The 25,984-nt window shown below is 37.4% G+C and carries 28 protein-coding genes; 18 read left to right on the forward strand and 10 right to left on the reverse strand.

The window, feature by feature from the left end:
* The first annotated feature begins 46 nt into the window (after positions 1 to 46).
* The 6 genes from AOR04_RS21390 (at position 47) to AOR04_RS21415 (ending at position 3,100) form a co-directional block, all read left to right on the forward strand.
* Positions 47 to 763, forward strand: a complete 717-nt coding sequence (locus AOR04_RS21390) for an ion transporter (RefSeq protein ID WP_096794629.1) — start codon at positions 47 to 49, stop codon at positions 761 to 763.
* Between the two features lie 143 nt (positions 764 to 906).
* Positions 907 to 1,119: a hypothetical protein gene (locus tag AOR04_RS21395; RefSeq protein ID WP_007377590.1), complete on the forward strand. Its 213-nt coding sequence runs from the start codon at positions 907 to 909 to the stop codon at positions 1,117 to 1,119.
* Positions 1,120 to 1,136: 17 nt separating this feature from the next.
* A complete protein-coding gene (locus AOR04_RS21400) occupies positions 1,137 to 1,418 on the forward strand; it encodes a hypothetical protein (RefSeq protein WP_096794630.1) in 282 nt (93 codons plus the stop codon).
* Positions 1,419 to 1,487: 69 nt separating this feature from the next.
* Positions 1,488 to 1,679 (forward strand): YwbE family protein, encoded by a 192-nt coding sequence (locus AOR04_RS21405; protein ID WP_096794631.1) that lies wholly within the window; start codon positions 1,488 to 1,490, stop codon positions 1,677 to 1,679.
* Positions 1,679 to 2,197: a DUF4240 domain-containing protein gene (locus AOR04_RS21410; protein ID WP_007377587.1), complete on the forward strand. Its 519-nt coding sequence runs from the start codon at positions 1,679 to 1,681 to the stop codon at positions 2,195 to 2,197. The genes AOR04_RS21405 and AOR04_RS21410 overlap by 1 nt, the downstream gene beginning before the upstream one ends.
* Positions 2,198 to 2,638: 441 nt before the next feature.
* On the forward strand, positions 2,639 to 3,100 hold the full coding sequence (locus AOR04_RS21415; protein ID WP_096794632.1) for a hypothetical protein: 462 nt from the start codon (positions 2,639 to 2,641) through the stop codon (positions 3,098 to 3,100).
* A 20-nt stretch (positions 3,101 to 3,120) separates the two neighbouring features.
* Here the strand turns inward: AOR04_RS21415 and AOR04_RS21420 are convergent, their stop codons facing one another.
* The 3 genes from AOR04_RS21420 to AOR04_RS21430 all read right to left on the reverse strand — a co-directional run bounded on the left by AOR04_RS21420 (position 3,121) and on the right by AOR04_RS21430 (position 5,281).
* Positions 3,121 to 4,380: a Y-family DNA polymerase gene (locus AOR04_RS21420; protein WP_008139018.1), complete on the reverse strand. Its 1,260-nt coding sequence runs from the start codon at positions 4,378 to 4,380 to the stop codon at positions 3,121 to 3,123.
* Positions 4,368 to 4,781: a S24 family peptidase gene (locus tag AOR04_RS21425; RefSeq protein WP_096794633.1), complete on the reverse strand. Its 414-nt coding sequence runs from the start codon at positions 4,779 to 4,781 to the stop codon at positions 4,368 to 4,370. The genes AOR04_RS21420 and AOR04_RS21425 overlap by 13 nt, the downstream gene beginning before the upstream one ends.
* An 80-nt stretch (positions 4,782 to 4,861) precedes the next feature.
* The gene (locus tag AOR04_RS21430) at positions 4,862 to 5,281 is read right to left on the reverse strand and encodes a MarR family winged helix-turn-helix transcriptional regulator (protein WP_007377583.1); all 420 of its coding nucleotides are present in this window, start codon (positions 5,279 to 5,281) and stop codon (positions 4,862 to 4,864) included.
* A gap of 134 nt (positions 5,282 to 5,415) precedes the next feature.
* On the opposite strand from AOR04_RS21430, the gene AOR04_RS21435 reads away from it, so the two are divergent.
* From AOR04_RS21435 to AOR04_RS21445, 3 genes are all read left to right on the forward strand, one after another.
* A complete protein-coding gene (locus tag AOR04_RS21435) occupies positions 5,416 to 6,159 on the forward strand; it encodes a siderophore-interacting protein (protein ID WP_096794634.1) in 744 nt (247 codons plus the stop codon).
* A 141-nt stretch (positions 6,160 to 6,300) separates the two neighbouring features.
* Entirely contained in the window at positions 6,301 to 7,290 is a 990-nt protein-coding gene (locus AOR04_RS21440; protein WP_096794635.1) for an LLM class flavin-dependent oxidoreductase, read from the forward strand.
* Between the two features lie 298 nt (positions 7,291 to 7,588).
* The gene (locus AOR04_RS21445) at positions 7,589 to 8,602 is read left to right on the forward strand and encodes a patatin-like phospholipase family protein (RefSeq protein ID WP_096794636.1); all 1,014 of its coding nucleotides are present in this window, start codon (positions 7,589 to 7,591) and stop codon (positions 8,600 to 8,602) included.
* 93 nt (positions 8,603 to 8,695) lie between these two features.
* Here the strand turns inward: AOR04_RS21445 and AOR04_RS21450 are convergent, their stop codons facing one another.
* Positions 8,696 to 9,127 (reverse strand): Lrp/AsnC family transcriptional regulator, encoded by a 432-nt coding sequence (locus tag AOR04_RS21450; RefSeq protein ID WP_007377579.1) that lies wholly within the window; start codon positions 9,125 to 9,127, stop codon positions 8,696 to 8,698.
* A 172-nt stretch (positions 9,128 to 9,299) separates the two neighbouring features.
* Here AOR04_RS21450 and AOR04_RS21455 point away from each other — a divergent pair, with 172 nt between their 5' ends.
* The 4 genes from AOR04_RS21455 (at position 9,300) to AOR04_RS21470 (ending at position 13,972) form a co-directional block, all read left to right on the forward strand.
* Entirely contained in the window at positions 9,300 to 10,370 is a 1,071-nt protein-coding gene (locus AOR04_RS21455; RefSeq protein WP_096794637.1) for an ornithine cyclodeaminase, read from the forward strand.
* Positions 10,367 to 11,278: a citrulline utilization hydrolase CtlX gene (ctlX, locus tag AOR04_RS21460; RefSeq protein WP_096794638.1), complete on the forward strand. Its 912-nt coding sequence runs from the start codon at positions 10,367 to 10,369 to the stop codon at positions 11,276 to 11,278. Before AOR04_RS21455 ends, ctlX begins: the two co-directional genes overlap by 4 nt.
* 121 nt (positions 11,279 to 11,399) lie before the next feature.
* Positions 11,400 to 12,806 (forward strand): alanine/glycine:cation symporter family protein, encoded by a 1,407-nt coding sequence (locus tag AOR04_RS21465; protein ID WP_096794639.1) that lies wholly within the window; start codon positions 11,400 to 11,402, stop codon positions 12,804 to 12,806.
* A 128-nt stretch (positions 12,807 to 12,934) separates the two neighbouring features.
* Positions 12,935 to 13,972: a patatin-like phospholipase family protein gene (locus AOR04_RS21470; RefSeq protein WP_096794640.1), complete on the forward strand. Its 1,038-nt coding sequence runs from the start codon at positions 12,935 to 12,937 to the stop codon at positions 13,970 to 13,972.
* A 204-nt stretch (positions 13,973 to 14,176) separates the two neighbouring features.
* Here AOR04_RS21470 and AOR04_RS21670 read toward each other — a convergent pair whose 3' ends face one another.
* The 3 genes from AOR04_RS21670 to AOR04_RS21480 are packed head-to-tail and all read right to left on the reverse strand — an operon-like array spanning position 14,177 to position 14,812.
* Positions 14,177 to 14,338 (reverse strand): hypothetical protein, encoded by a 162-nt coding sequence (locus AOR04_RS21670; protein ID WP_008139000.1) that lies wholly within the window; start codon positions 14,336 to 14,338, stop codon positions 14,177 to 14,179.
* Between the two features lie 2 nt (positions 14,339 to 14,340).
* Positions 14,341 to 14,523, reverse strand: a complete 183-nt coding sequence (locus AOR04_RS21475) for a hypothetical protein (RefSeq protein WP_008138997.1) — start codon at positions 14,521 to 14,523, stop codon at positions 14,341 to 14,343.
* 4 nt (positions 14,524 to 14,527) lie between these two features.
* A complete protein-coding gene (locus AOR04_RS21480; RefSeq protein ID WP_008138995.1) occupies positions 14,528 to 14,812 on the reverse strand; it encodes a BrnT family toxin in 285 nt (94 codons plus the stop codon).
* Between the two features lie 887 nt (positions 14,813 to 15,699).
* On the opposite strand from AOR04_RS21480, the gene AOR04_RS21485 reads away from it, so the two are divergent.
* Entirely contained in the window at positions 15,700 to 16,143 is a 444-nt protein-coding gene (locus AOR04_RS21485) for a hypothetical protein (protein WP_096794641.1), read from the forward strand.
* A 64-nt stretch (positions 16,144 to 16,207) separates the two neighbouring features.
* A complete protein-coding gene (locus AOR04_RS21490) occupies positions 16,208 to 16,474 on the forward strand; it encodes a hypothetical protein (RefSeq protein ID WP_096794642.1) in 267 nt (88 codons plus the stop codon).
* A 388-nt stretch (positions 16,475 to 16,862) separates the two neighbouring features.
* Here AOR04_RS21490 and AOR04_RS21495 read toward each other — a convergent pair whose 3' ends face one another.
* The gene (locus AOR04_RS21495; RefSeq protein WP_096794643.1) at positions 16,863 to 17,426 is read right to left on the reverse strand and encodes a YSC84-related protein; all 564 of its coding nucleotides are present in this window, start codon (positions 17,424 to 17,426) and stop codon (positions 16,863 to 16,865) included.
* A gap of 149 nt (positions 17,427 to 17,575) precedes the next feature.
* Between AOR04_RS21495 and AOR04_RS21500 the strand changes: the two genes are divergently transcribed.
* Both AOR04_RS21500 and AOR04_RS21505 read left to right on the forward strand, forming a co-directional pair.
* The gene (locus AOR04_RS21500; protein ID WP_007583195.1) at positions 17,576 to 18,787 is read left to right on the forward strand and encodes a tyrosine-type recombinase/integrase; all 1,212 of its coding nucleotides are present in this window, start codon (positions 17,576 to 17,578) and stop codon (positions 18,785 to 18,787) included.
* On the forward strand, positions 18,787 to 19,986 hold the full coding sequence (locus AOR04_RS21505) for a cation:proton antiporter (protein ID WP_008138990.1): 1,200 nt from the start codon (positions 18,787 to 18,789) through the stop codon (positions 19,984 to 19,986). The genes AOR04_RS21500 and AOR04_RS21505 overlap by 1 nt, the downstream gene beginning before the upstream one ends.
* Positions 19,987 to 20,126: 140 nt before the next feature.
* Here AOR04_RS21505 and ydiJ read toward each other — a convergent pair whose 3' ends face one another.
* Positions 20,127 to 23,174, reverse strand: coding sequence for a D-2-hydroxyglutarate dehydrogenase YdiJ (ydiJ, locus tag AOR04_RS21510; RefSeq protein ID WP_096794644.1), 3,048 nt, complete (start codon positions 23,172 to 23,174; stop codon positions 20,127 to 20,129).
* A 145-nt stretch (positions 23,175 to 23,319) separates the two neighbouring features.
* Here ydiJ and AOR04_RS21515 point away from each other — a divergent pair, with 145 nt between their 5' ends.
* A complete protein-coding gene (locus tag AOR04_RS21515; protein WP_039488918.1) occupies positions 23,320 to 23,529 on the forward strand; it encodes a PGPGW domain-containing protein in 210 nt (69 codons plus the stop codon).
* A 71-nt stretch (positions 23,530 to 23,600) separates the two neighbouring features.
* Here the strand turns inward: AOR04_RS21515 and ppsA are convergent, their stop codons facing one another.
* Positions 23,601 to 25,976: a phosphoenolpyruvate synthase gene (gene ppsA, locus AOR04_RS21520; protein WP_096794645.1), complete on the reverse strand. Its 2,376-nt coding sequence runs from the start codon at positions 25,974 to 25,976 to the stop codon at positions 23,601 to 23,603.
* Between the last annotated feature and the right edge of the window lie 8 nt (positions 25,977 to 25,984).

Here is a 25,984-nt window from a genome sequence, read left to right on the forward strand (position 1 = left end):
ATTTATGTTAAACTGCTAACTTGAAACTTGTCTAAAGGATGTAGCGGTGGTAGGAAAAGGTTTTTTTACAGATTTATTAGATAATACTAATACATTACGAGGAAAGGTTTTCGCTTTACTAATTCAATTCTTAATTATAGTTTCACTTGTTACTTTTTCTATCGATACATTACCTAATTTATCTGAAAATTTAAAATGGATTCTTTATCTTGTTGAAATAATTACAGTCGTTATCTTTTCTTTTGAGTACATACTAAGATGTTTGGTAGCTAAAAAAAAGTTAAAATTTATTTTTAGTTTTTATGGTTTAATTGATTTATTAGCTATCCTCCCTTTTTACCTATCTACTGGTTATGACTTACGATCTATTCGTATTTTTAGGCTCTTAAGGCTAGTTAGAATTTTAAAGTTATTTAAATATAATCAAGCAATTAAACGTTTTCATAGAGCGTTAGTAATAGCTAAAGAAGAACTAATTCTTTTTGGTTTTGTTGCTGCTATTATGCTTTATTTATCTGCTGTAGGTATTTACTACTGCGAAAGTGATGCTCAACCAGAGCAATTTAGTTCTGTATTTCATTCTCTTTGGTGGTCCGTAACAACTTTAACTACGGTTGGGTATGGCGATATGTATCCGGTTACTGTCGGAGGGAAAATATTTACATTCTTTATTCTAACAATAGGTCTTGGTATTGTTGCTGTACCGACCGGGTTACTAGCATCAGCATTGTCAGAAGCGCGGAAACAAGATTTTGAGGACTGATAGAGTATTTATGTCGTTAGCTGGCAATTGTTAGCATCGCTACATAAAAATAATAGTAGAACCTTTGAAAATTAAAATTTTAGGACGCTAATATACAATAATATTTTAACGCTTTTTCGATATCGAAAGTGTAAGGAAATTTAATGTTTATCAATAAACTAAAAAACAGCGCATTACTTATTATCGGATTTTGTATTTTGGCTGGTTGCAGCTCTGATGCACGTTTTCACGAAGTTCAATCTGCACGTCTTGATGAGTGCAACTATAAAGCGGATAAAGAATATTACGAATGCTTAAATAAACAGGACTCTAATTACGAAGAGTTTAAAAAGCAGCAGCAAGCCCAGACTAAATAAGTAGCGCTAGTACATTTATGACTAAAACTCAAAAACAACGCGATAAGCAAATTCGCTCAGTATTGACTATTGCGTGTGAAACAATAAAAGAAACCGTATTTGGCTTTCACTATTTAACGCATTCAGTGGATTTAAATAACGAAACAAACACGTTAAAAGTGCAGTGCTATTTTAATGATGATATAGCCCTTGAAAGTGCAACACCCCAGCTTGACGAATTAAAAGATATTATACTAAATCAGCTAGCAAGTATTAAACTGAATATTAAACCAGCACATATCTTATTTTTCGCCAATTAATAGTGGTTTAGTTGGTTTGACAGCACAGTGATGTTTATAATTACATAAATTACTTTAAAGGTTTCAATTATGGCCGTTCCTACGCGTTCGCAAATTTCATCAGGCATAACAGTAAATATTGTATTAAAAGAAGATCAACGCAGCGGTACATTAACCGAAGGTGTTGTTGAGCGTCTTTTAACAAAATCACCTAATCACCCGCACGGTATTAAAGTACGTTTAGAAGATGGTCAAGTTGGCCGAGTAAAAGAGATTTTATAATGGCAGCGTTAACAGAACAGGCTTTTTGGGAATTAGTAACAACGCCTGATTTAGGGCTCGATCCGCAAAGTGTGAGCGATAACCTAAAAACTAAACTTAATGATTTAAGCGATCAACACCTTATTGATTTTGATAAGCATTTTGGCATACATATGCGCAAGTGTTTTACCTGGGATTTATTTGGTGCCGCTTTTGTGATGGCTGGATGTAACGACGATTACGGCTTTAGCGAATTTAGATGTTGGTTAATTTCGCGCGGTAAAACAGTTTTCGAAAACGCCTTAGAAAATGCTGATTCTATAGCGCAGTGTACACCTGTTTATTACTTAAACGAGCAGCCTTATCCGTACATTGATGAGTACGACTTAATAGCCGGTTTATTATTTGAAGAACGCAGCGAAGACGAATTGCCGTTTATTCCATCAGGCAGCGATGAACCCAAAGGTAAACGTTTTAAAGACAAACCTAAGTTTTTAAAGCAAAGCTACCCTTTATTATTTGCAAAGTACTGGCAATAAAATAAACAGTAACTTTTGTACTACCTAAACAATTTAATGAGTCCAATGTCTCCTTACAGGTAAGTGCATTGATATAAATCGTTTTGTTGTTTAAGTACGTATTAACTAAAGTACTTAACAGCAAAATGGTTTGTAATGCAGTATCTAGGAGGAATCTTTGTTGTTTTAAACGTATTTAATCTAGAGGGATTTAATCGCGGCACGAGGTGTGTAACCTAGTGAGCTCGGTAATTGCTTCTGCGTTACCTTACTGGCTTACACATGTAAGAATAAGTAATAGTCGAGCAAAGCTTCCGCTAGCTGCTCACGCCTTGGTTCCTGAATACGACTTCTCTCCTTTTATAGTAAATCTCTGTTATAGTTGTTAAAAGTTATAAAAGCTAAGTGATTAGGCATTTTGCTATTATTTAACACGCTGACTCACGAGGATACACCCACGAAATGAAATATTTAACACTCGCTTTATTAACTGTCGCTTTTACAAGTGCAAATGCTTTTTCTGAGCCGAGTAATAAAACACGATTTATACCGCTTTTAAAGTCAAAATTGGGAGCCTACGAAGTTGTGTCGGCTAATTCTGGATTATGTGTTAATAGTAATTTGAGTTTGACAGATGAAAGTGATGCAAGTGCGGGTTTTAAACTAGGTAAGCAAATTATATTTGGATCGCTCCACAATGGTACCCGAACCATTAAAAAACCAAACTTTTGTTTTATAACCAGCACACTTAAATATAAAAGTGATGGCCTTGAAAACGGTTTAAGAATGAGCCGTTGTGAAGATGCAATAAACGAAAAAACAATTATCCAAAGTATCCAATTTTTAGCTGATAACACACTAAAGTACACATTGAGCAAACCCAGTGTAGAGTGCACATTTAAAAAAGCAGATGAAAGTAAATAAAGCATCTAGTAAGTAGCAAATCATTCGCAGTATATTTTAGGGATATCGCGCCAACGCGTGGTGTACTGCGGCGACAAAAAATCACGGTTCATGTGCCACCGGTCATTTAATTTACTACTAGCTAAACTAAGCATTCCTTTCCCATACCGTGTATTTATAGCATCTAGGCAACTCATTAATTGTGGGTTGTCAGTACGTTGGTTAAACAAATCACTTTGTTGAAATTGCTGTGACGTAAGTTCTAAAGCGCCTACACCACACTTGTAAAACCTAACTGCAGGTTGGTATATTTGATCAAATACCTCAGATACAGCATTAGCCATCACGCAGGTATCGTTAGTGGGTGAGGGGAACTTATACACAAACGACTTTTTATAATATCTATTTTCGTGCGCGCCACTGGCTGCAAAAATATAAAGCTGGTGAGTGAGCGAACGTTGCGCTCTTAGTTTATTAGCCACTGTGGTTACATGGTTAATTAGCGCCGTTTTAAGGGCTGTTGGCTCACATATGCGCTCTCCAAAACTACGGGTCGAATAAATTTCCCGCTTGTCTTGTCGTACATCATCCCAGTTTAAACATGTTATCCCGTTAAGCTCGCTTACTGTACGTTCAACAACCACACTAAATGCACGGCGCATTGCTTTAGGGTTTTGCTGAGCAAGATCCCAGGCGGTGTGTATATTCATTATTTTAAGCTTTTTAGCTAGTCGCCGGCCTATTCCCCATACATCTTCGCAGCTCATTCTCTGTAAAATAGCTTGGCGAGTTTGTTCGCTATTTATGACTGCTACACCATTAAAACCACTGAGTTTTTTAGCGGCGTGGTTAGCGGCTTTTGCTAAAGTAGGGGTTGGGCCAAAACCTACACCTACAGGAAGCTTCGTTTCGCGCCACACTGTGCGCCTTATTGTATGGCCGTATTCGTGCCAGTCTTTAATTAATGATGTGTAGCCATTAAAGTGCAAAAACGATTCATCAATACTGTATATGTGTTGTGTATCGCAAAAGCGGCCAATAATATTCATCATCTTGTCGCTTAAATCAGCATAAAGCTCGTAATTGCTAGAACGAATAACAACGTTGTTTTGCTCAAGTAAATGTTTAACTTTAAAGTACGGGCCAAATTTAGGAATATTTAAGCGCCGAGCAATAGGGCAAATAGCGCATACACAGCCATCGTTATTAGTAAGTACAACCACGGGTTTGGATCGAATAGCAGGGTCGAATACTTTTTCTGCACTGGCATAAAATGACACAGCATCAACTAAGGCATACATTTTAGTAACTCTGGGCTTTGCCTGTGCATTCTTATTGATAGCGTTACTACGCCTTCGAGCTGAAACTCGTCTGCAGAGGTGAGTTGTACAGGCTTATGTAAAGAGGAAGCTGAAAGCAGCCGCGCATTGGTTTTATCAAGCAGTTTGCATACAAAAAGACCATTTAAGTTAGCAACAATAACGTCACCATTTTTTACCGACTCTGCACGGTCGATAACTAATAAGTCACCTTCAAAAATTCCGACTTCTTGCATAGAGTTACCCGATGCAATACCAATAAACGTAGCATCTGGATGCTTTATTAAAAGCTCATCAAGGGTTACACCTAGCTCGGTGTATTGCGCTGCGGGTGATTCAAAACCACACACGCCTGCTTCTATATAAATGGGAATGACAAACATAACATAACCTAAAACGCATATACTGTATAAGTGTACAGTATATGCGTTTTGTGTAAGTTATGCCAAGAATGTATGGCTGATCAATCCATGTTTTTGATCATTTGTTGTGCGGTATCTAAAAAGTCTTTGATTTGTTGAGGGTTTAAGTTTTTACACATTTGATTATTTATTTTTTGCTCTGAGGCTAATAACTTATCAAAAAGAACTTTACCTTGCTCTGTGAGCGATAAAATAAAGCAGCGTTTATCGTGCTCACTCGCCTGTTTATTAATTAAATTTAAGCTAATAAGATCTTTAATTAAACGTGCTATTTGCGCTTTATCGCGCTGCGTTTTAGTAACAATATCGTTAGCCGTACAGTTATTTACGTTCGCGATAATATGTATGCAGCGTACGTGCATAGCATTAATACCAAGTTCGCCTGCGTTAATTGCTTCACGAATTGTTACACGGTAATTTTGCATTAATTCAAACAGCGTATTTGATAAAGGTGTATTCATAGAACTCTCAATATAGTTGACAAAGTCAATTAACTTGTTATAGTTGATTTTATCAACCAATGGGGCGTTGTGCAATGCCTGCTTTTTATAGCAGGTTGGTATTAAAGTCTAAGTTTTGTAAAACGAGGTAATACATGAGTAAACAAGTTCGCAAAGCCAACGTATTAAGTACACAGCAAATCACACCCCACCTACAGCGTATTGTTGTAGGCTCTGATGATTTTAAAGACTTAACCTCACAGTACATTGGTAACTATGTAAAAGTACTATTTCCAAAAAATGGTGAAGTAGATTTTAACTTAAAAACAGCCTGTATACGGTCATATACAATAAGGCATGTAGATGCACAAACAGGCGCGCTAACGCTTGATTTTGTTATAAATATGCACCAAGGCCCTGCAACTGACTGGGCTAAAATTGCAAAAGTAGGCGACGAGCTAGGTATTGCAGGACCAGGCCCTAAAAAGCTAGATAATTATGAGCATTCGCATTATGTATTACTAGGCGATTTAACATCGGTAAATGCAATAAAAGGGTATGCGCAGCAATTACCTTTAACTTCAAAAATTGATGCCTTTGTACATGTACCCACCGAAAAAGACATTATTGATTTAGAAACAAGCCGCGATGTTAATTGGCTTGTTACCGACAACGCTGACGAAGCGCTACTTAGCGCGCTTCAAAATTTGCACATTACAGCAGAGCCTCCCATTGTATTTATGGCATTGGAAGCTGGGCTTGTACGTAGGGCAAAAACACAGCTAACAGAGCAATTTAATATACCGCGCAGTAATATTGTTTCCTCAGGTTATTGGAAAAAAGGCGTAGACTCAGAAGGCTATAAAAAGCAGCGCCAACGTGATGCACAGCTTGCCTGAATACCTTAGAGCAAAATAACATATACCTATTTTGCTTTAATACCTCTGCGTAACTTGAATTGACCTAATAGCAGACCCATTTAAGTGTTTTATGCTAATGATGTAATCCATTATTAGCATGCATTTTTAGGAGCTGCTATTTTGTTAACTTCCATTCCTTTTTCGTTATTAGAACTTGCCCCCATGATCAAAGGGGACAGCGTTACTAACACTCTTCATAAAAGTACTAAATACGCCCAACGTGCAGATGAACTTGGCTTTAACCGTTTTTGGCTTGCTGAACATCATAATATGCCTGGTATAATTTGCGCTGCCACTTCTATTTTGGTTGGCCACATTGCAGGTAATACCAAAAAGATACGCGTTGGATCGGGCGGTATTATGCTGCCAAACCACTCCCCATTAGTTGTTGCTGAACAATTTGGTACGTTAGAGAGCTTATATCCTGGGCGAATAGATTTAGGACTAGGGCGTGCCCCCGGCAGCGACCAAGTAACGAGTCGTGCACTAAATAACGATATGAGCCGCGCTGAAAACTTCCCGGGTGAGGTAACTGAGCTGCAAACATTGTTAGGTCCTTACAATGGTACGCATCCTATACGTGCTATACCGGGGGAGAACACAAACGTTCCTATTTGGTTATTAGGCTCGAGTTTGTTTAGCGCGCAGCTAGCGGCGCAAAAAGGGCTACCGTATGTATTTGCAGGACATTTTGCACCGCGCTTTGTGCACGATGCAATAGCGTTGTATAAGCGCGAATTTAAGGCATCAAGCGTACTTGATAAGCCATACGTCATGCTTGCACTGCCTTTAGTGGCAGCAGACACCGACGATGAAGCGCAATACCTGTCGACTACTTCTAAGCAACGTGTGCTCGAACTCATACGTGGTAACGAGCTGTGGCTAAAACCACCTGTTGAAAGCATGGATGGGTTGTGGAGCGAACAAGAACGCGCTCATGTAGAGAACTTTTTAAGTCTAAGCGTAGTAGGCGGACATGTAAGTATTAAACACAAGTTAGAGATGATAGCGAAACAGCTAGAAGTTGATGAGTTTATATTTACCAATGATGTATTCGATAGTGAAAAACGCCACCGTGCACTCGAAATTTTAATGGAAATAAAACATTAGCTCAAAAACTATTAGTTTAGATAGTGTAGTTAAGCAAGCGTACACCTTGCCTCTGTTAATGTTGCAGGCATCAATTAAAGAACATTCATTTATACATTGAATTAATTTATGTGATGTCTGCAAAGTTTAAAACCAGTCTTTTTTTAAATAACTAGCTTATAGTAAGTGGATTTAGTAACTATATAGCGTTCTGTTTTATCAATCGAACTGATTTAAACAATCAATTTTAAGATATCACTTTTGTTTTTTATAATGTAGCTATTAAACCAGACATCATAAAATTAAAGGCAGGTACACCGTGAACTCTCTAAACACCGCAACAGCTAATTCAGTTAACAAAACAGCGCAACCAAAAGTTGCACTGGTTGCTGAAGGTGGCGGGCAGCGAGGGATCTTCACAGCGGGCGTACTTGATGCGTGGTTAGAGCAAAGCTATGACCCTTTTGATTTATTTATTGGCACTTCAGCGGGTTCGCAAAACTTAACTAGCTACTTAGCGCGCCAAAAAGGCTACGCTAAACGCCTGATCAGAGGGCTTTCGCGTAATAAGCGTTTTTTTCAGCTTGGTCGTGGATTAGTGGGTAAGCATATAGTTGATTTAGATTGGTATTTTGACAAAACCACTGAAGTAAACAGAGCTATAGATTTTAAAACAGCGAAAACTAGTTTAGGTGAGCGTGAACTACTTATAACAGCTACAAATGCACGAGACAGAAAAGCTTATTACTTATCGCCAACTGGTGATAGTGGTCAATGGCGTGATTTGTTAAAGGCTTCTAGCGCACTGCCGTTTTTATACAAACAAGGTGTAAAGCTAACACCTTGGCTAAATGCAAAAGCGGCTAACGAAATACACCTTGCTGAAGAACAAGCACAGAGCGATTTTTATCTAGACGGCGGTTTAGCCGCACCACTTCCCGTGCGTGAAGCTTACAACCGAGGTGCACGTAAAATTGTTGTAATAAGAACGGTTGACGCTAATTTTCAAGCGCAATCTGCATGGGTACAAAAGCTAAGAACATTTGCTATAGCATCAGGCTATTGTCCAAAAACATTGGACTACTTAATACAGCACGAAAAAGCGTATTTAGATGAGCTTGAGTTTATTGCAAATCCACCAAGTGATGTGGAAATAATACAAATTTTTGCAGACGAAAAACTGCATAGCAAATTATTAGGTAGTTCAAATAACGATTTACGTTTTGATCATAAATTAGGCTTGGCTGCAGGTCGATCTTATTTAGCGAAGCAAAGCCAATTTGAGATCAGCAATACGCATAACTACTCACAAAGCGAGTATCGTTACAATTAAGCCAATCGGATACCCAAATCATGAATAATACTGGAACTTGAAGTTGCAGTATTATTCATTCAAAAATTTTTCAATTGAAATATTAAAAATAACTTAAGTTGATGAAAGCAATATGCTTGTTTCACTATTTAAAATACCGTCAATTTCGCGTACTTGCCTTAACACCCCATCAAACTCACTTAAGTTTGCAGCTTGAAGCTCTGCAACTAAATCCCATGCACCATTGGTGGTGTGTAATTTTATAAGCTCGGGTATTCCGCGCATTGTTTTAATTACTTGTGAGGTAGATTTACCAACGACTTCTATCATCATAATTGCGCGCACGGCTTCTGTTTCTATGTGTTCGTGAACGCGTACAGTAAACCCTAATATAGCGCCTGAGCTAACTAATCTGTCTAACCTATTTTGCACTGTCCCGCGTGATACATTTAAAGAACCGGCTAAAGCTGAAATAGAAGCGCGGCCGTCTTTTCGTAATTCTGCTATTAAAGCATTATCAAGAGAGTCATAAATATAGGGAGTCATAAATCAAACCTTTAAAAGAAGTTACTGACCAAAATACATAAATTGTACATAACTACATAGCAAAATGATAAAAATCAGTACTATTTGTGCAATTAATTGCCATATTAAATAGCACGTAGCCTCGCTAAACTTGTTTTAAATTAACTAATACATTTATTCAAGAGGTTTCCACATGAGTCATTTTATAGCACAGCCAAAACAAGGCGTTCCATTTGTTAGCGTTCAGGCAATGGCTAAGCTTATAAATAGCTTAGGGGTCGAAAACGTTTTGCTAGATCTAACACATAAATTAGAAACCGACTTTGCCCGTTGGACAGAGTTTGATAAGTCATCTCGCTATGCAGCACACTCACCAGAGGGTGTAATAGAGCTAATGCCAGTGAGTGATGGCCAAATGTTCAGCTGTAAATATGTAAATGGTCACCCAAAAAACACCTTTAGAAAACTTCAAACAGTCGCTGCATTTGGTATTTTAGCCGATGTAGATAGTGGCTATCCGGTTATGATAAGCGAAATGTGTTTACTAACAGCACTACGTACAGCCGCAACTTCTGCAATGGTAGCTAAATATTTAGCACCTAAAAACTCCACAACCCTTACTTTAATAGGCAATGGCGCTCAATCAGAGTTTCAGGCACTCGCTTTTAAAGCGGTACTAGGTATTACGCATATTCGTTTATACGATATAGATAAAAGCGCCTCTAAAAAAGTATTTGCTAATTTAAGTGCATGCGGATTAAACGTGACTATTTGTAATAGTGTACAAGAGGCAGTAAAAGGGGCAGATATTATCACTACCTGTACTGCTGATAAAACTAACGCCACTATTTTAACAAATGACATGATCTCACAAGGTGTGCACATTAATGCCATAGGTGGTGATTGCCCAGGTAAAACAGAGTTAGATGCTAGATTGCTTGAGCGTGCTAATGTATTTGTTGAGTACGAGCCACAAACTCGAATAGAGGGCGAAATTCAACAAATGAGTCCAAGCTTTACAGTAACGGAGTTTCATAAAGTTATTAATAAGCAGTCGCTTGGGCGTACTAGCCAAGATGAATTAACCATTTTTGACGGCGTTGGCTTTGCGAGCGAAGACTTTACCGCACTGGTATTTATACGCGATGAGTTAATTAAAACGGGCGAGTTTGCTTTGCTTGATTTAATTACACAACAAGCGGACCCTCGTAATTTATTTTCAGTGCTTAGTGATCAACCATTAGTAAAAGAGCACGTGGCATGATCGAAGTAAACCAAGCCCCCAATGCTGTAGTGATGGTAAGGCCACACCACTTTACATCTAACCCCCACACAATGCTCGATAACGCATTTCAAAGTAAATGCTTAGCACAAAATCAAAGTGAACAAGCATTTAAAGAAGTGACTAATGCCGTACAAATATTAAAAAATGTAGGGGTAACAGTTCACCTTTTTGAAGATGAGCAAACACGCACTCCCGATTCAGTTTTTCCTAACAATTGGTTTTCAACTCATCAAAGTGGCCAATTAATAATCTATCCAATGTTTGTAGAAAACAGAAGGTTAGAATATCGAAAAGATATTATTGATTTTTTAACGGATCACTATAAAGTATCTTCAGTGACTGATTATTCATTTTTATCGAAAGAAAATTCATTTCTTGAAGGCACTGGTTCACTGGTTATCGATCATCAAAATAAACTCGCTTACGCGGTAGAATCAAAAAGAACTACCAAGTCGGTGGTTAATACAATATGTGAGCAATTAAAACTATCACCCATAGTGTTTAACGCATATGACGAACAAGGAACTGCGGTTTATCACACTAATGTTTTAATGTGTATTGCTACAAAATTTGTAATGATCAGTTTAAATATGGTGCCAATTAATCAACGTGCACAGTTAGCTAAACATTTTTTGAAAAGCCATCACCAAGTTATCGATTTAACGCTTGAGCAAATTAATAACTTTTGTGGCAATGCTATTGAGCTACAAGGTAAAAATGGTCGTATTTTAGCCTTATCGCAAACTGCGTTTAATGCACTTACACCGGCACAAATAACAGTTATACAAAAAACGGCTAAGCTTGTGCCATTACCAATACCTACTATTGAGTCGGCTGGTGGCTCAGTTAGGTGCATGATTGCAGGAGTTCATTTGCAAAATAAATAATGTATAGTTTTAAGGCAGCTTAGCTGCCTTATTTGCATTAAATTTTTAGTCGATGTCGTAAGCAAATGCCGTTATACCCAAAAAAGGGTATTAATATAAAAAATATAAGAAGGAATTAGCAATGTTCGATACCGTCGTCAAAAGCGTAAACAACCTTTTATGGGGAGAAGGGCAAGTACTTATTTATATACTCTTGTTTACGGGGGTATGGTTTTCAGTACGACTAAAAGCAATTCAAATACTTAAATTTAAACATATGTTTAGCCTTTTAAAAGGCAGTAGCAAATGTAAAAAAAACGACATTTCATCATTCCAAGCATTGTGTACAGGGCTTTGCGCACGAGTAGGTACTGGTAATTTAGCCGGTGTGGCGGTTGCAATTTCACTTGGCGGCAGCGGCGCTATATTTTGGATGTGGGTAATAGCCATATTGGGTATGGCTACAGGCTTTGCCGAAAGTGTACTTGGGCAAGTATATAAAGTGCGTGATAGTGGCGGCGAGTTTAGAGGCGGCCCTGCGTATTATATTCAACAAGGTTTGGGTAGCCGGGCGTTTGCCATTATGTTTGCCGCGTGTTTGTTTTTAGGTTACGGCTTTACGTTTAGCGCAATGCAAACTAACACAATTACCGACGCACTTAACTACGCGTTTGAAGTTCCTACATTTTATTCAGGCCTGGTTATTACCGTACTAGCAGGCTCAATTATACTCGGTGGCTTTAAAGCAATTGCCCGATTTGCAGAGCGTGTTGTGCCAATAATGGGCATTGTATTTGTACTTGCCGCCGTTATTATTACGATTATAAATTTTACGCAAGTACCCGCCATGCTTAAAGATATATTTTTATCAGCGTTTGGTTTACAAGAAGCAGGCGCCGGTGCAATGGGCGCTGCCATTAAAAACGGTATTCAACGTGGTTTATATTCTAATGAGGCCGGTGCAGGTAGTGTGCCGCATGCTTCAGCAAGTGCCAGCCCAATTCCTAATCACCCTGTAACGCAAGGTTACATACAAATGCTAGGCGTATTTTTCGATACAATCGTACTGTGTAGCTGTACCGCGGTGATCATTTTATTAGCCGATATAGACATAAGCGGTGAAATGGAAGGCATTCGTTTAACACAAAGCGCGATGACTGCTCATTTAGCACAAGGTGGTGTTTATTTTGTCGCAGCCGCTATTACCTTATTTGCTTTTACATCGGTGGTGGCAAACTACGCTTATGCAGAGAGCAACTTGCACTTATTTAAGCTCGACAACAAAGTAGGGCGCGGCATTTACACTTTGCTTTATTTATCAATGATGTTGTGGGGCGCATCGGCCACATTAAAAGAAGTCTGGGATTTAGCCGATATTGCCTTAGGGTTAATGACAGTGGTTAACGTTATCGCTATTATACTGTTAACGCCGACTATTTTGTCTGTTACCAGCGATTACCACGCACAAAGAGACAAAGGTTTAGAGCCCGAATTTAAAGTAAAAGATGTAAAAGTACAGGGTAAATGCGAAGACGGCATTTGGGACTAATTCAGCACACTTAACTACAAAAAGCGGTTTTATGGCAACATAAAGTCGCTTTTTGTTTTGCATAAGTATGCACTTTCAGTATTGTGAAAATAACAGAAGCAACCAAAATAAAAGGTACACGTTTTTAGATGATCGAGATTCACGCAGGGAAAACAGCGGCTAAAATTATTAACGAACAGGGCTTTAAACCTGAACTTTTCACCTCATTTTTAGGCGCAAGTGGTGGGCCAAAGTGGTTTACATTATTTGGGTTGGATAAGTATATTTTTGGTGAATTTTTTAAAAACCGTACCCAACCACTTAATTTAATTGGCTCATCTGCTGGCGCTTTTCGCTCAGCGTGTTTTGCACAAAACGATCCCGTTGCTGCCATTGAGCGATTAGCAAAATCGTATTCGCAAACCCGATACTCTAGTAATAAACCAACACAAAATGAAATAACAATAAAAGCGCGCGCATTACTTGAAGATGTTTTTGGCGATAACGGAGTAACCGAAATTATAAATAACCCCGTATTTAAAGCACACTTTATAGTGGTAAAATCAAATGGCTTTATTGCCAGCGAAAATAAATTTATACAACTACTGGGTTTATCAAAAAGTTATATGCTAAACCGCGTTAACCGAAAATTATTAGGCTCGCAGTATGAGCGTTTTATATTTGGCCCAGCAACAAGTGACTTATCAATTACCGACAGCTACAATTTTAAAACGCAAAACATAGCGCTTACTCAAAATAATTTAAAAGACGCGTTACTTGCATCGGGTTCAATACCACTTGTTATGCAAGGCATAAAAAATATTGCAGGCTCGCCGCAAGGAATATATCGCGATGGCGGAATAATTGATTACCACTTTGATTTAAAAATTAATAACCCAGGCTTAATTTTATATCCGCATTTTAATTCAGAGCCAAAAGCAGGGTGGTTCGATAAAAATTTAAAACGCAAAGTATCACCACTTAATTACGATAACGTTGTGATGATTACTCCATCAAAAGAATTTGTAGCAAGCTTACCGTACGGAAAAATTCCAGATAGGAATGACTTTACCGATCTTGATGCAGATACACGTATTAAATATTGGAATACCGTTTTTAGTGAAACTGAGAAATTGGCTGAGACGTTTGACAAGAAATTAAATAACTTAAAGTTTGATATTAAATAGTATTGGTAATTTACACTGAATGAAAACTTTAGAATTATTGTTCTATAGCAAATTAAGGTGGATATGAACTATAATCCCATAAATTACGGTCTGCTATTAATAATAAAAGGGCAGAAAGCCCTTTTATTTTAGTGTATTAATTTAGAAATAATATTGTCGAAATGATAACTGTTGTACAAATTAAGCACTTTCATAAAGCGCTCTTTATTTATTTTTTATTACTTTCTTAAATTGTTTTTTACCAACTAATTCGGGATTTTCCTCATCTATTTTCGGCTCGTTAGAACTTACTACTACAGTTGACCAGTTAGTCTTGCCCGTAGATTTATTGCCCTTGATATAATTTTTAGTAATTTTATTTTCCATTATCAATCCTTTGATTTTTTAACTTTTTTGAATTTTTTCAGTTCTTCATCTGTTAAGAGTGGAGCATCGGGATCATCTTTTGCATTTTCCTCGATCTCACCTTCAGTCATTTTTTTTAGGCGCTCGTAGTCAGTCTTTCCATCTACAGAGTCATCTTTGTTTCTTTTAATATGAGTTTCTGACATAAATTTATCTCGCTTTCATACTTTGATACACAACACGTTCTTTTTGACTGGCAGTTCTAGCAGAAATCATTCGCCTTGAAGTACCACTTTTTCTCCATGTATAGACAACCATTAAAACACCGGGCTTAGCTTCTCCAATAACTTGTATCCGCTCTTCACCATAATCATTACGGTCATCTATAGCTTCAATTCTTTCATCATCATCAAATATAGTCACAGCATCATTGAAATCGATACCATGCTTATCTATATTTTTACTATTTTTATTATCATCCCATTCAAATAACACAACTATTTCCTTGTTAGTAAGTAATGATTAAAATCACTAAATTTTATTTTCTAAAACACATACTGTTTTTGTATATATAATTTAGACATCTTTATAATTTTCCCATTTTTAGTTTCAATACGCAAATAACAAATATGTTTCAGAAAGTAACTTACCAAAAGTATATTTTTTCTGTTTAGGTGTAAATACTTAGGTTCAGCCCATAAATTGATGAACTTTATGTTGAGAAAACGCCCCGCCAAAATATCCTAATGGCGGGGCGTTTGTGGTTTTTCGTGTGGAAAATAGCGCCAGCCCACACGAACTAGAACAAAAGCCCTTTTAAGCGGAGCGGTTCTAGCCCGTAGCATAATGTCATTTATGGGGGGTATTAATAACCATATACTTTGTAAGGTTACGTAATAATTTAATGCAATTATTACGTACCACTGGAGACTTGACCGTACGAACCTATGAAACTTTGTTTCATGAAAGGCCGCACACAGATTTAATTTACCAACCTGTAGTTAAACGGCCGCAACCATAAACCAACTACATTTAGAAAAATATACCTGCGCATCGCGCCCCTGATAAACCAAACCCATATTTGAAATAAAACCCATGTACCGAAATAGGCACAGGTGTTTAAGAGTCCACATACTTTAATAGTGGACTCTAGTGTCATTTTGACACTTTGTTTTATCTTTTAAATATATAAACTATGCTTAATGCATTGTTTTATATGTTTATTTTTGTTTTTTTAGTTCGTTTTTATTTTTCATTAAAGTAAAGGCAATATAAAGACGAGAGCTATACAAAATAAAGGCATCGTATGCACAAATATATTGACTTACTAAATTTAAGTGTTACTTTGTATATACATTGTAAGTATTAATTAGGTAGTATCCATGACTGAAAAAACAACTTTGTGTAATTTTAGGGTTAATTCAAAGCTTAAAAATGATTTTTCTGAGCTGTGTAAATCGAATCATTCAAATATTAGTAATGAGCTTCGTGGGTTTATAAATCGATCTGTTCTATCTGGTAGGCTTGATTATGATTCGTCTTCACTTGCGACTTATGGCAAGTCTTCAAGTCACTCACAAGCATCAAAGGGTGCTGCTGCTTTAAGGAATGCATATAAATTTAAACAGCAAGCGCAAGATGAACAACCAATGGTTGAACCTGATACATCAGATAGTACCTACCAAGAGGATTTTGACTTGGATTCTAATTGCAATTTTAAGCTAGACACAGAGTTAAAAGAGGGCTTTTTGAAGTTTTTTCCTAACACTAAATTAAGTGCTGAGTTGAAGCGATTCATGAGTCATATTGTACGTACTAGTAAGTAAGATTGCCCATACAGGTGCTTGAACACCTGCATAGGCTAAACACATTAAAACTTGAGGATTTAACATGTCTAATAACAATACCATTTTACCAAATACAAGCAACATAGCGCCAGCTCACCATGATGCTATCCATAAATTAATTTCATGCGAAAATATTAAGAATTTGGCCGCGTCACACTCCGAATTGTGTAATGGCATTTATGCCGTGCTAAATGGTGGTTCTGACTTCACTGAAATAGAGCCTTTATTCCATCGTTTGATAGACCAATCATTAGAAATTGAATCGCTAATTAACGTCAAATTATCGCTTGAATCAGAACATGTAAATTAATATGGGAGGGACCCGCGACGCTGGAGTGCCTTGTATGAATTACGTGTTTAACTATGAACCGGTATCAATATTATTCCCTGTTCATACCTGTCAAATTTGATAATAAAGTAATCCGCCAAGCGAAGTCTGAGCGTACCGGGTTACTTTTTTAGCAGTTATTAAATTCCTTCCTAAAAGCTTCATTCTGCCATTTTATAAATTAGCTCTTACGTAGACAGCCTGAAAGGCGAGTTTCGAGCCTCAGCCTGTCTGTAAGAGCATTTAAATAAACATTTAATATTTACCTACACTAACAACCCATAAATTACGTTATGTTAAATTGCATTGGTTTTAATAAAGCGAGCGTGATTATACAAACCACCTCGCTTTTAGGAGAGTAATTTGGTGGTTAATTAAGCTCTGAATCAACCCAAAACTTAGTACCTTTTAATACAGCTTGTAGTGCAAGGCCGTTTTCGGTTACAGAATATACAGTAACTTGATCTGCAATCGCTTCGGCAACCAATGCACCACCTTTATCTTCATATTTAGCTGCTGCATCAGCGTTTCCGCCAAAAGCCCAACCATGTTCAATAAATCTATTTAGTGCAGCTTGGTTATGAAAAACCATTACAACGTTAAAATCTTTAACGCCTAAACCAAGTCCTAAACCGGCTTCACCCATATTCATGTAAGTTGATTTACCTGTAAGATTATTTCTAACAACACCGTAACCACCGCCAAAGCTAGCAAGCACTACATTTACATTCGCGTTATCGAATACAGCATAACCAGCAGAGTTAGCAATTTGTTTTTTAATATCAGGTTTTTCAGCGTATAATTTATCTAATGTGTTTGCTTTCATACTTTGTACAAGTGAACGTTTTTCGCTTGGCGATGCACTACCTGTAGTCGCACACCCAGTTAACGCAACAGTTAAAGCAAGTACACTTAGTATAATTAGTTTTTTCATAATGTTTTCCTTAATAAGATATAGCAACCAACAACCATAGAATAATCACGGTATTAAAATAATTAGACCTTTACTATGTCCAATACTAGACAGTATCGGACTTTAACGTTATTCTATAAGTCTATTATTTAATTGAATATTTATAAATTATGCTTGTTGCTTTGGTTGATACGTTAAAACAATTAAGATATCAAATTGCCCATCTAGATGACGGTACTCTAAATTCAGAATACCCAGAACTTGCATCCTTTATACAGGAAATTGGCTTGACTGTAACTGAATCAAAAGCCGATCTGACATTCTTGTATCAGTTTTTATATGTTTATGGCCGCAAGTCAGAAGCCACTTATAGTCGTTTTCGAAATGAGCTTGAACGCTTTTATTTATGGTCGTGGTTAATAGCAGAAAAATCAGTATTCGATTTAAAACGTGAAGATATTGAAGCTTACGTTGATTTTATGGTCGAACCCGATAAAGCATGGGCTGCAACTTCAGTGCAATGGCGTTATAAAGATGAACAAGGAATTCGTCGATTAAACCAAAACTGGCGCCCTTTTATGCTTAAAGAATCCATTGCTAGTCAGCAAACTTTATCGTCTATGTTTACTGCCTTAAATGTATTTTATAAGTTTGCCCTACTAGAAGAAAAAACATTTGCTAACTTTGTCCCTGTTGTTAAAAAAAATAGTCCGTACTTAGTTGTTCAATCACAAATTCAAATTCCAGACACATTAAGCGATATTCAATGGGAATACGTTTTTGGTGTAACGCGTGATTTATGCGAACATAACCCTGATTTAGAGCGAAACTTATTTACGCTTGCCTGCTTAAAAGGTCTTTATTTACGAATTTCAGAATTATCTGAGCGCCCACAATGGTCGCCGGTGATGTCTCATTTTTGGCAAGATAATGATGGTTTTTGGTTTTTACGTATAATGGGAAAAGGTAATAAATTACGAGATGTAACCTTAAGCGATGATTTTGTTGAATATTTAAAACGTTATAGACTATACAGAGGTTTACCTGCCCTTCCCCGTGTTGATGAGTCAGATCCTTTGGTTCATAAAATTCGCGGGCAAGGTGGTATGACCGTAAGGCAAATTAGGCGTTTAGTTCAACAAAGTTTTGATTATGCACAGCAATCATTACTCGATGATGGTTTTAAAGATGATGCTGAACAACTTGGCGCTGCAACTGCGCATTGGCTTCGTCATACTGGTGCAACTCATGATGCGCAAACCAGACCGCTCAAACATTTATCAGAAGATTTAGGTCATTCTAAAATTGCGACTACCGATCAAATTTATATTCAAACAAATATTAAAGAGCGAGCAAAGTCAGGACTTAAAAGGAAAATTTAATGGAGTATTTAGTAATAGCATTTATAGGCGGATTATTTTTAATTTATTCTTTAACACTTCGCCAGTTAGAAAAAACAGAAGTAACAGGCCCAATGTTTTTTGTTGTTGGCGGAATATGTTTAGCTTCAATGCTACCCAACGAAGGGGATAAAATAAAAGAAGGCGTTGATCTTTTATTACCATTTATAGAGCTTACGCTAAGTATATTTTTATTTTCAGATGCAGCTAAATCAAAGCTAAGTGTATTAAGGCATAGTTTTCAGTATCCTAGTTTACTGTTGTTTGTTGCCCTACCCTTAACTTTGTTACTTGGTATTGCTGTTGCTTTATTTTTCTTTGCTGAGCTTTCACTTATTCAAGCAGCGTTGCTCGCAATTATTTTAACACCTACCGATGCGGCGTTAAGTAAAGGGTTACTAGCAAGTACACAAGTGCCTGAAAAAATACGTGAAGGGATAAATACTGAAAGTGGTTTGAACGATGGATTATGTGTGCCCATATTTTTAATATTTATATTACTCGCTAAAAATCCTGATTCAGCTATTACCGCAAAACAAACATTAAGTGTGTTTGGCCGAGAGCTTGGCTTGGCTTTATTAATAGCTATTACAAGTATCGCTGTTTTTATACCGAGTTTAAACTTTGCAATGAAACGTCATTACTTTGCACAAAATACCAGTCCATTTTTATTACTCGGTTTTGCTATGGCTGTTTTTTCTGTCACTCAGTATTTTCATGGCAGTGGATTTATTGCGGTGTTTATTGCCGGTTTATTATTTGATAAATTTTCGACTGAAGAAGTTAGAACAGAATTAATTGAAGACTCAGAGCATATTGCAGATTTTACATCGCTAATGATTTGGTGCTTGTTCGGGTTTGTTTGTGCTTACTTAGTTATTCCGAAATTAAATACTGAAATTATAATTTACGCTTTGTTAAGTACAACATTGATTAGAATAATTCCTGTTATGTTGTCATTGCAGTTTACGGCATTGAATATTAAAGAGCGTTTTACATTTGCGTGGTTTGGACCAAGAGGATTAGCATCAATTGTTTTTACATTGATGGTGATTGATACGCAAATAGAAAACAAATATCAAATAGCGACAATAGCAATGACGACTATTTTGTTTAGTGTATTTATTCACGGTATAAGTACAAAGCCAATTGCAGACAGTTTCGCTAAAAAATCTAAATAGCTTTTATAAAAATTAGTGAATTTTTTGCCGAGGTATCAAGGCGTTTTTCCAGCCTCAAAAACGATCATTTAATTAAGCGAATGGGTATAAATAAAAAAAGGCGTAACTTATTTTTAAGTTACGCCTTTTTTTAACTTTTATTAGCTAAGTACCTGTGCGAGTAATTCAATTGGGTGTTTTGGTTTAAACTTTTCAAAACGTTTAACTTGGCTACGACAAGAAAAGCCCGTAGATAAAAGTTGCTCTGGTTTATTTTTATCTACAATTGGTTTCCAACTCATTTCGTAAAGTGCACGTGAGTTATCCTGATTTTGTGCTTCGTGACCATAAGTTCCCGCCATTCCACAGCAACCTGTATTTGTTGTTTTTAATGTTAAACCAATATCACTGAAAATTGTTTGCCAAACATTTGCCGCTTTTGGCAGTGCAGTTGTTTCAGTACAGTGACTCAGTAATGTAAATTCGGTATCTGTATTTTGCTTTGCACTGAGTGTTTTAAACGATTGTGTTTCTAACCATTCATGGGCAAGTTGCACGTTAAATTCACCACGGTTATTTTCTAAAATTGTATTATATTCATCGCGGTAGCACATAACGAGTGAAGCATCTAAACCGACTAGCGGTGCATTAATATCATTTAATTTATTTAAAAACTCAGCTGCATTTTTAGCTGTAACTTTAAATTCATGCAAAAAACCTTTTACGTGTTGCGGTTTACCATTTGGTTTAAAAGGTAATAGCATTGGTTTTTTGCCGAGTTGGGTTATTAAAGTAATAAAACTTTCTACTAGTTCTGCTTCGTAAAAGCTCGTAAATGGGTCTTGTACTATTAATACATATTCACTTTGTTGCTCTGCATTTAATTTATTTAATAAATCAAAATCAAATTTTTGTGTTTTAGTAATACGCTTTGAAAGTGCAGGAATACTTAACTGTGGTGTATCAACATAGCCAACTGTTTTTTTAATAACATTGCTTACTAATGATGTTTTAACAATTGGGTTTATAACTTTTGCAAACTTTGCCATTAATGGCGCGCTGTTTTCTATGTTACCAACAAGGTAATCTTTTAGCGGACGTGCATAATAACTATGATAATAATTTAAAAAGCGCGAACGAAAAGTGGGTACATCTACTTTAATTGGGCATGCTGTTGTACATGCCTTACATGCTAAACATTCATCCATTGACGCTTTTACTTCGTGAGAAAAGTCGTAAATACCTTTTCGTTTTTCGCGGCTATGAACAAAACGTTCCCACCAGGTGATTACTTCACCTTTGTTAAGTTGCTTTTCTACTTCGAGCAAATCTACATTTTTTGACTCTTGTAGACGAAGCCATTCGCGCATTAAACTTGCGCGTCCTTTTGGTGAATTACGGCGATCGCCAGTTACTTTATACGATGGACACATAGGTGAATTTTCATCGTAATTAAAGCATATGCCATTACCATTACAGGTCATTGCATTGTTAAAACTGGTTTTAACTTCTATTGATATTTGCTTATCGAAGTGTGATCTCTTTTGTCCATCCACACTAACTAGTGAGTCTTCACTATCGATAGGAGTACATATTTTACCGGGGTTAATACGATTATTAGGATCGAAAGCTGTTTTTATTTTTCGAAGTTGCGTATATAAATGCTCACCAAAAAATTCAGGACTATATTCACTTCGGTAACCTTTACCGTGCTCGCCCCACATTAAACCGCCGTACTTAGCGGTTAGTTTTACTACCTGATCTGAAATAGTTCTAAGTAGTTTTTCTTGTTCTGGGTCGCACATATCAAGTGCCGGCCGCACATGTAAAACGCCCGCATCAACATGGCCAAACATACCATACTGTAAATTATGGCTGTCGAGTAATGCTCTAAATTCGACAATATAATCTGCTAAGTTTTCAGGCGGTACAGCGGTGTCTTCTGCAAAGGCGAGTGGTTTTTGACTGCCTTTCACATTACCTAATAAACCCACAGATTTTTTACGCATTGCGTAAATTTTTAGTATATCGCTTTTATCACTGGTTAACTGATAACCAATAACGCCATTAGTTTGATTTGCTACGCATTCGTCTAGAAGTTTACAAAGCGTGTCTACTTTGTCTTTTATATCATCGTTTGATACTGCATTAAACTCGACCATGTTAAGGCCTTGCATATCTTTATTTGGTACGTCGGTTATTAAGTCCGATACTAAATTCCAAATGATGTCTTCACGCGCTAAGTTTAAAACTTTGCTATCTACGGTTTCTACCGATGTTGCGCGTGCATCAACTAAAAACGGTGAATGACGAAGTGCTGAGTCAAAGCTATCGTACTTGATATTAATAAGCGTTTTGAATTCGGCAATAGGCGTTAGGTTTAATTTAGCTTCAGTTACTATACCTAATGAGCCTTCTGAACCTGTTATTAGTCGGCTCATGTCAAAAGTAAGTAAGTCATCACTTAGCACATGCTCTAGGTCATAGCCGGTTAAAAACCTATTTAACCGTGGAAACTTAGCTAAAATAGCTGCGCGTTCATTAACTGAAATATCTAAAACTGTTTTATATAAACTGCCAATTAGTGAGTCTTGATTCGCTATAATTTGTGCTTTGTCGATGTCTATTGGTGAGGTACACATAGGTGTACCATCGACTAAATAAGTTGTAAGCCCTAAAACATGATCGCTTGTTTTTCCGTAAACTAACGAACCTTGCCCAGAGGCGTCAGTACTTATCATGCCACCAATAGTTGCCCTGTTACTAGTAGATAAATCGGGTGAGAAGAAAAAACCATAAGGTTTTAAAAAGTCATTAAGTTGATCTTTTATTACGCCAGTTTGAACGCGTACCCAGCCTTCTTCTACATTTATTTCGAGGATTTCGCGCATATAGCGAGACAAATCTACAACAATACCTGGTGTTAACGATTGACCGTTTGTACCTGTTCCGCCACCACGAGGGCCAAAAGTTAATGATAAAAATGGGTCGCGAGATGCAGTTTGCAGTGCGAGTTGAATATCTTTTTCATTTTTTGGAAAAATAACACCTTGCGGTATTTGCTGATATACACTGTTATCGGTTGAAGCAGTAATACGCGTTGCATAACTGGCATCGGTATCTCCACTAAAACCTTGGCTTGCAATGGTACTTAGGTAATTTGCGACAAGTTCTGTCGCGGCATCTTGCTGTGTAATTGTTGCTATCATGACGGCGATATTTTAGGGCATTTGACTAATTATATCATGGTGATGGCGAATAGAAATTGAAGATTTTACAGTTTGTAACACTCTTTTAGTCGATTTTAATGCAGCTTAAATTATACTCAAGTTAACGAGTAATGAGGTGTGTTATATGAAAAAATTACTATTACAGATCAGTGGCGTGCTATTTATTTTGCTAGGGCTATTTTTTGCGATCGTCCCTGGCCCATCACTTATATTTTTTATGGCGGGTTTATTGTGTTTTTCGTTTTACTATCCTAAAGCGCGGCATTACTTATCACTTTGTCAAAAGGCGTTAACTAAATCATGTGCTTATTTAGATAAAAAATTAGCCCGTTAATTTAACTTTTAATTGGTTATAAAAAAATGCCAGCAATACATTGCTGGCATTTTTTATAGCTTACCAATTTATTACTTTGCTAATTTTTTAGCTAGGTATAACCATGTTTCTATTACTGTGTCTGGGTTTAGTGAAACAGAGTCAATGCCCTGCTCTACTAACCATGCTGCAAAGTCTTCGTGATCTGAAGGACCTTGACCACAAATACCTACGTACTTGCCTTTTTCTTTAGCTGTTTTAATTGCCATAGAAAGTAGTTTTTTAATTGCTGGGTTACGCTCATCAAATAAATGTGCGATTAAACCAGAATCACGGTCAAGACCAAGCGTTAACTGTGTTAAATCGTTAGAGCCGATAGAAAAACCATCAAACATTTCTAAAAATTCATCAGCAAGTAATGCATTTGAAGGCAGCTCACACATCATGATTACTTTAAGACCATTTTCACCACGTTTAAGGCCATGCTCTTCTAGTAATTCAATTACGCGTTTACCTTCTTCAAGGGTACGTACGAATGGGATCATGATTTCAATGTTTGCCATATCCATGTCGTTTCTTACGCGTTTTATAGCTTCACATTCTAGTGCAAAACAATCGCGGAAGTCTTCAGAGATATAACGTGCGGCGCCACGAAAACCAATCATTGGGTTTTCTTCTTCTGGCTCGTATTGCTGGCCACCAACTAGGTTTGCGTATTCGTTTGATTTAAAATCAGACATACGCACAATTACACGCTCCGGTGCAAAAGCACAACCAAGCGTTGAAATACCTTCAACCAGTTTTGTTATGTAAAACTCTACTGGTGATTCGTAACCGGCAATCATGTCAGTAATTTCTGCTTTTAATGCATCGGTTTGAGCATCAAAATTTAATAACGCTTTAGGGTGAACGCCAATCATACGGTTGATAATAAATTCAACTCGCGCAAGGCCAACACCTGCATGCGGTAAGCGTGCAAAGTCAAAGGCGCGATCGGGGTTACCCACGTTCATCATTACTTTCATTGGTAGTTCTGGCATTTTATCAACGCGTGACGTTAGTATTTCAAAATCTAAAATACCTTCGTAAATAAAGCCGGTATCGCCTTCGGCGCACGATACTGTTACTTCTTGTCCCGCTTTAATTAAATCAGTTGCATTACCACAACCAACAACTGCCGGAATACCGAGTTCGCGTGCAATGATTGCCGCGTGACACGTACGGCCACCACGATTTGTAACAATCGCTGCTGCACGTTTCATGATTGGTTCCCAATCAGGGTCGGTCATATCGGTAACTAAAATATCGCCTACTTGTACCTGGTCCATTTCTTTGATTGAATCAAGAACACGTACAACACCGCTACCAATTTTATGACCAATTGCACGGCCTTCAACAACAACGTTGCTTGTGCCATTTAATTGAAAGCGTTCCATTACGTTAGAGTCTTCGTTTGAGCGTACAGTTTCTGGGCGTGCTTGGACTATATATAGTTTGCCGTCGTTACCGTCTTTTGCCCATTCGATGTCCATAGGACGACCGTAATGTTTTTCGATGATTACAGCTTGCTTGGCAAGTTCTTGCACTTCTTCATCTGTAATCGAAAATTTATTTGAAAGCTCAGGGGCAACATCAACGATGTCTACTTGCTTACCGTGTGCTTTATCTTCTGAGTAAATCATTTGAATGGTTTTAGAACCAATGTTACGACGTACTACTGAAGGTTTATTTTTAAGGAGTGTTGGTTTATGAACATAAAACTCATCAGGGTTAACTGCGCCCTGTACAACCATTTCACCTAAGCCGTAGCTTGATGTAATAAATACAACGTCTTCAAAACCAGACTCTGTATCAATGCTAAACATTACGCCAGATGCTGATTTATCTGAACGTACCATGCGCTGAATACCCGCTGATAGGGCTACACCACGGTGATCGTAACCTTGGTGAACACGATACGAGATTGCACGGTCGTTAAATAATGAAGCAAATACGTGTTTAATAGCGACCATGACTGAATCGATACCAACAACGTTAAGGAAAGTTTCTTGCTGGCCTGCGAATGATGCATCTGGCATATCTTCAGCGGTAGCTGATGAACGTACTGCGAATGATACATCTGCTGCAGTATCGCCATGAAGTTGGCTATATGCGTCGCGAATGGCTTGATCTAGGTTTGGTTGGAATGGTGTGTCGATTATCCATTGGCGGATGTCGGCACCGACTTTAGCGAGTGTATTTACATCATCAACATCAAGTGTATCTAGGATGTCATGAATCTTGGCGGTGAGTCCTGATTGATCTAGAAACTCATTAAAAGCATCTGCGGTAGTTGCAAAACCACCCGGTACTTGTACACCAGCGTTTGCGAGGTTTGAAATCATTTCGCCAAGTGACGCGTTTTTACCGCCAACTCGAGGAACATCTTGCATACCAAGCTCTTGATACCAGAGAACGTATTCTTGCACGGATCTTT

This window comes from Pseudoalteromonas sp. 1_2015MBL_MicDiv, assembly GCF_002407505.1.
GTDB lineage: Bacteria > Pseudomonadota > Gammaproteobacteria > Enterobacterales > Alteromonadaceae > Pseudoalteromonas > Pseudoalteromonas fuliginea.

Excerpts from the sequence above, each read along its gene's own strand:
- AOR04_RS21395 (WP_007377590.1), top strand. The coding sequence starts at position 907 with ATGTTTATCAATAAACTAAAAAACAGCGCATTACTTATTATCGGATTT.
- AOR04_RS21400 (WP_096794630.1), top strand. The coding sequence starts at position 1,137 with ATGACTAAAACTCAAAAACAACGCGATAAGCAAATTCGCTCAGTATTG.
- AOR04_RS21405 (WP_096794631.1), top strand. The coding sequence starts at position 1,488 with ATGGCCGTTCCTACGCGTTCGCAAATTTCATCAGGCATAACAGTAAAT.
- AOR04_RS21410 (WP_007377587.1), top strand. The coding sequence starts at position 1,679 with ATGGCAGCGTTAACAGAACAGGCTTTTTGGGAATTAGTAACAACGCCT.
- AOR04_RS21415 (WP_096794632.1), top strand. The coding sequence starts at position 2,639 with ATGAAATATTTAACACTCGCTTTATTAACTGTCGCTTTTACAAGTGCA.
- AOR04_RS21420 (WP_008139018.1), bottom strand. The coding sequence starts at position 4,380 with ATGTATGCCTTAGTTGATGCTGTGTCATTTTATGCCAGTGCAGAAAAA.
- AOR04_RS21425 (WP_096794633.1), bottom strand. The coding sequence starts at position 4,781 with ATGTTTGTCATTCCCATTTATATAGAAGCAGGCGTGTGTGGTTTTGAA.
- AOR04_RS21430 (WP_007377583.1), bottom strand. The coding sequence starts at position 5,281 with ATGAATACACCTTTATCAAATACGCTGTTTGAATTAATGCAAAATTAC.
- AOR04_RS21435 (WP_096794634.1), top strand. The coding sequence starts at position 5,416 with ATGAGTAAACAAGTTCGCAAAGCCAACGTATTAAGTACACAGCAAATC.
- AOR04_RS21450 (WP_007377579.1), bottom strand. The coding sequence starts at position 9,127 with ATGACTCCCTATATTTATGACTCTCTTGATAATGCTTTAATAGCAGAA.
- AOR04_RS21455 (WP_096794637.1), top strand. The coding sequence starts at position 9,300 with ATGAGTCATTTTATAGCACAGCCAAAACAAGGCGTTCCATTTGTTAGC.
- ctlX (WP_096794638.1), top strand. The coding sequence starts at position 10,367 with ATGATCGAAGTAAACCAAGCCCCCAATGCTGTAGTGATGGTAAGGCCA.
- AOR04_RS21465 (WP_096794639.1), top strand. The coding sequence starts at position 11,400 with ATGTTCGATACCGTCGTCAAAAGCGTAAACAACCTTTTATGGGGAGAA.
- AOR04_RS21470 (WP_096794640.1), top strand. The coding sequence starts at position 12,935 with ATGATCGAGATTCACGCAGGGAAAACAGCGGCTAAAATTATTAACGAA.
- AOR04_RS21670 (WP_008139000.1), bottom strand. The coding sequence starts at position 14,338 with ATGGAAAATAAAATTACTAAAAATTATATCAAGGGCAATAAATCTACG.
- AOR04_RS21475 (WP_008138997.1), bottom strand. The coding sequence starts at position 14,523 with ATGTCAGAAACTCATATTAAAAGAAACAAAGATGACTCTGTAGATGGA.
- AOR04_RS21485 (WP_096794641.1), top strand. The coding sequence starts at position 15,700 with ATGACTGAAAAAACAACTTTGTGTAATTTTAGGGTTAATTCAAAGCTT.
- AOR04_RS21490 (WP_096794642.1), top strand. The coding sequence starts at position 16,208 with ATGTCTAATAACAATACCATTTTACCAAATACAAGCAACATAGCGCCA.
- AOR04_RS21495 (WP_096794643.1), bottom strand. The coding sequence starts at position 17,426 with ATGAAAAAACTAATTATACTAAGTGTACTTGCTTTAACTGTTGCGTTA.
- AOR04_RS21500 (WP_007583195.1), top strand. The coding sequence starts at position 17,576 with ATGCTTGTTGCTTTGGTTGATACGTTAAAACAATTAAGATATCAAATT.
- AOR04_RS21505 (WP_008138990.1), top strand. The coding sequence starts at position 18,787 with ATGGAGTATTTAGTAATAGCATTTATAGGCGGATTATTTTTAATTTAT.
- ydiJ (WP_096794644.1), bottom strand. The coding sequence starts at position 23,174 with ATGATAGCAACAATTACACAGCAAGATGCCGCGACAGAACTTGTCGCA.
- AOR04_RS21515 (WP_039488918.1), top strand. The coding sequence starts at position 23,320 with ATGAAAAAATTACTATTACAGATCAGTGGCGTGCTATTTATTTTGCTA.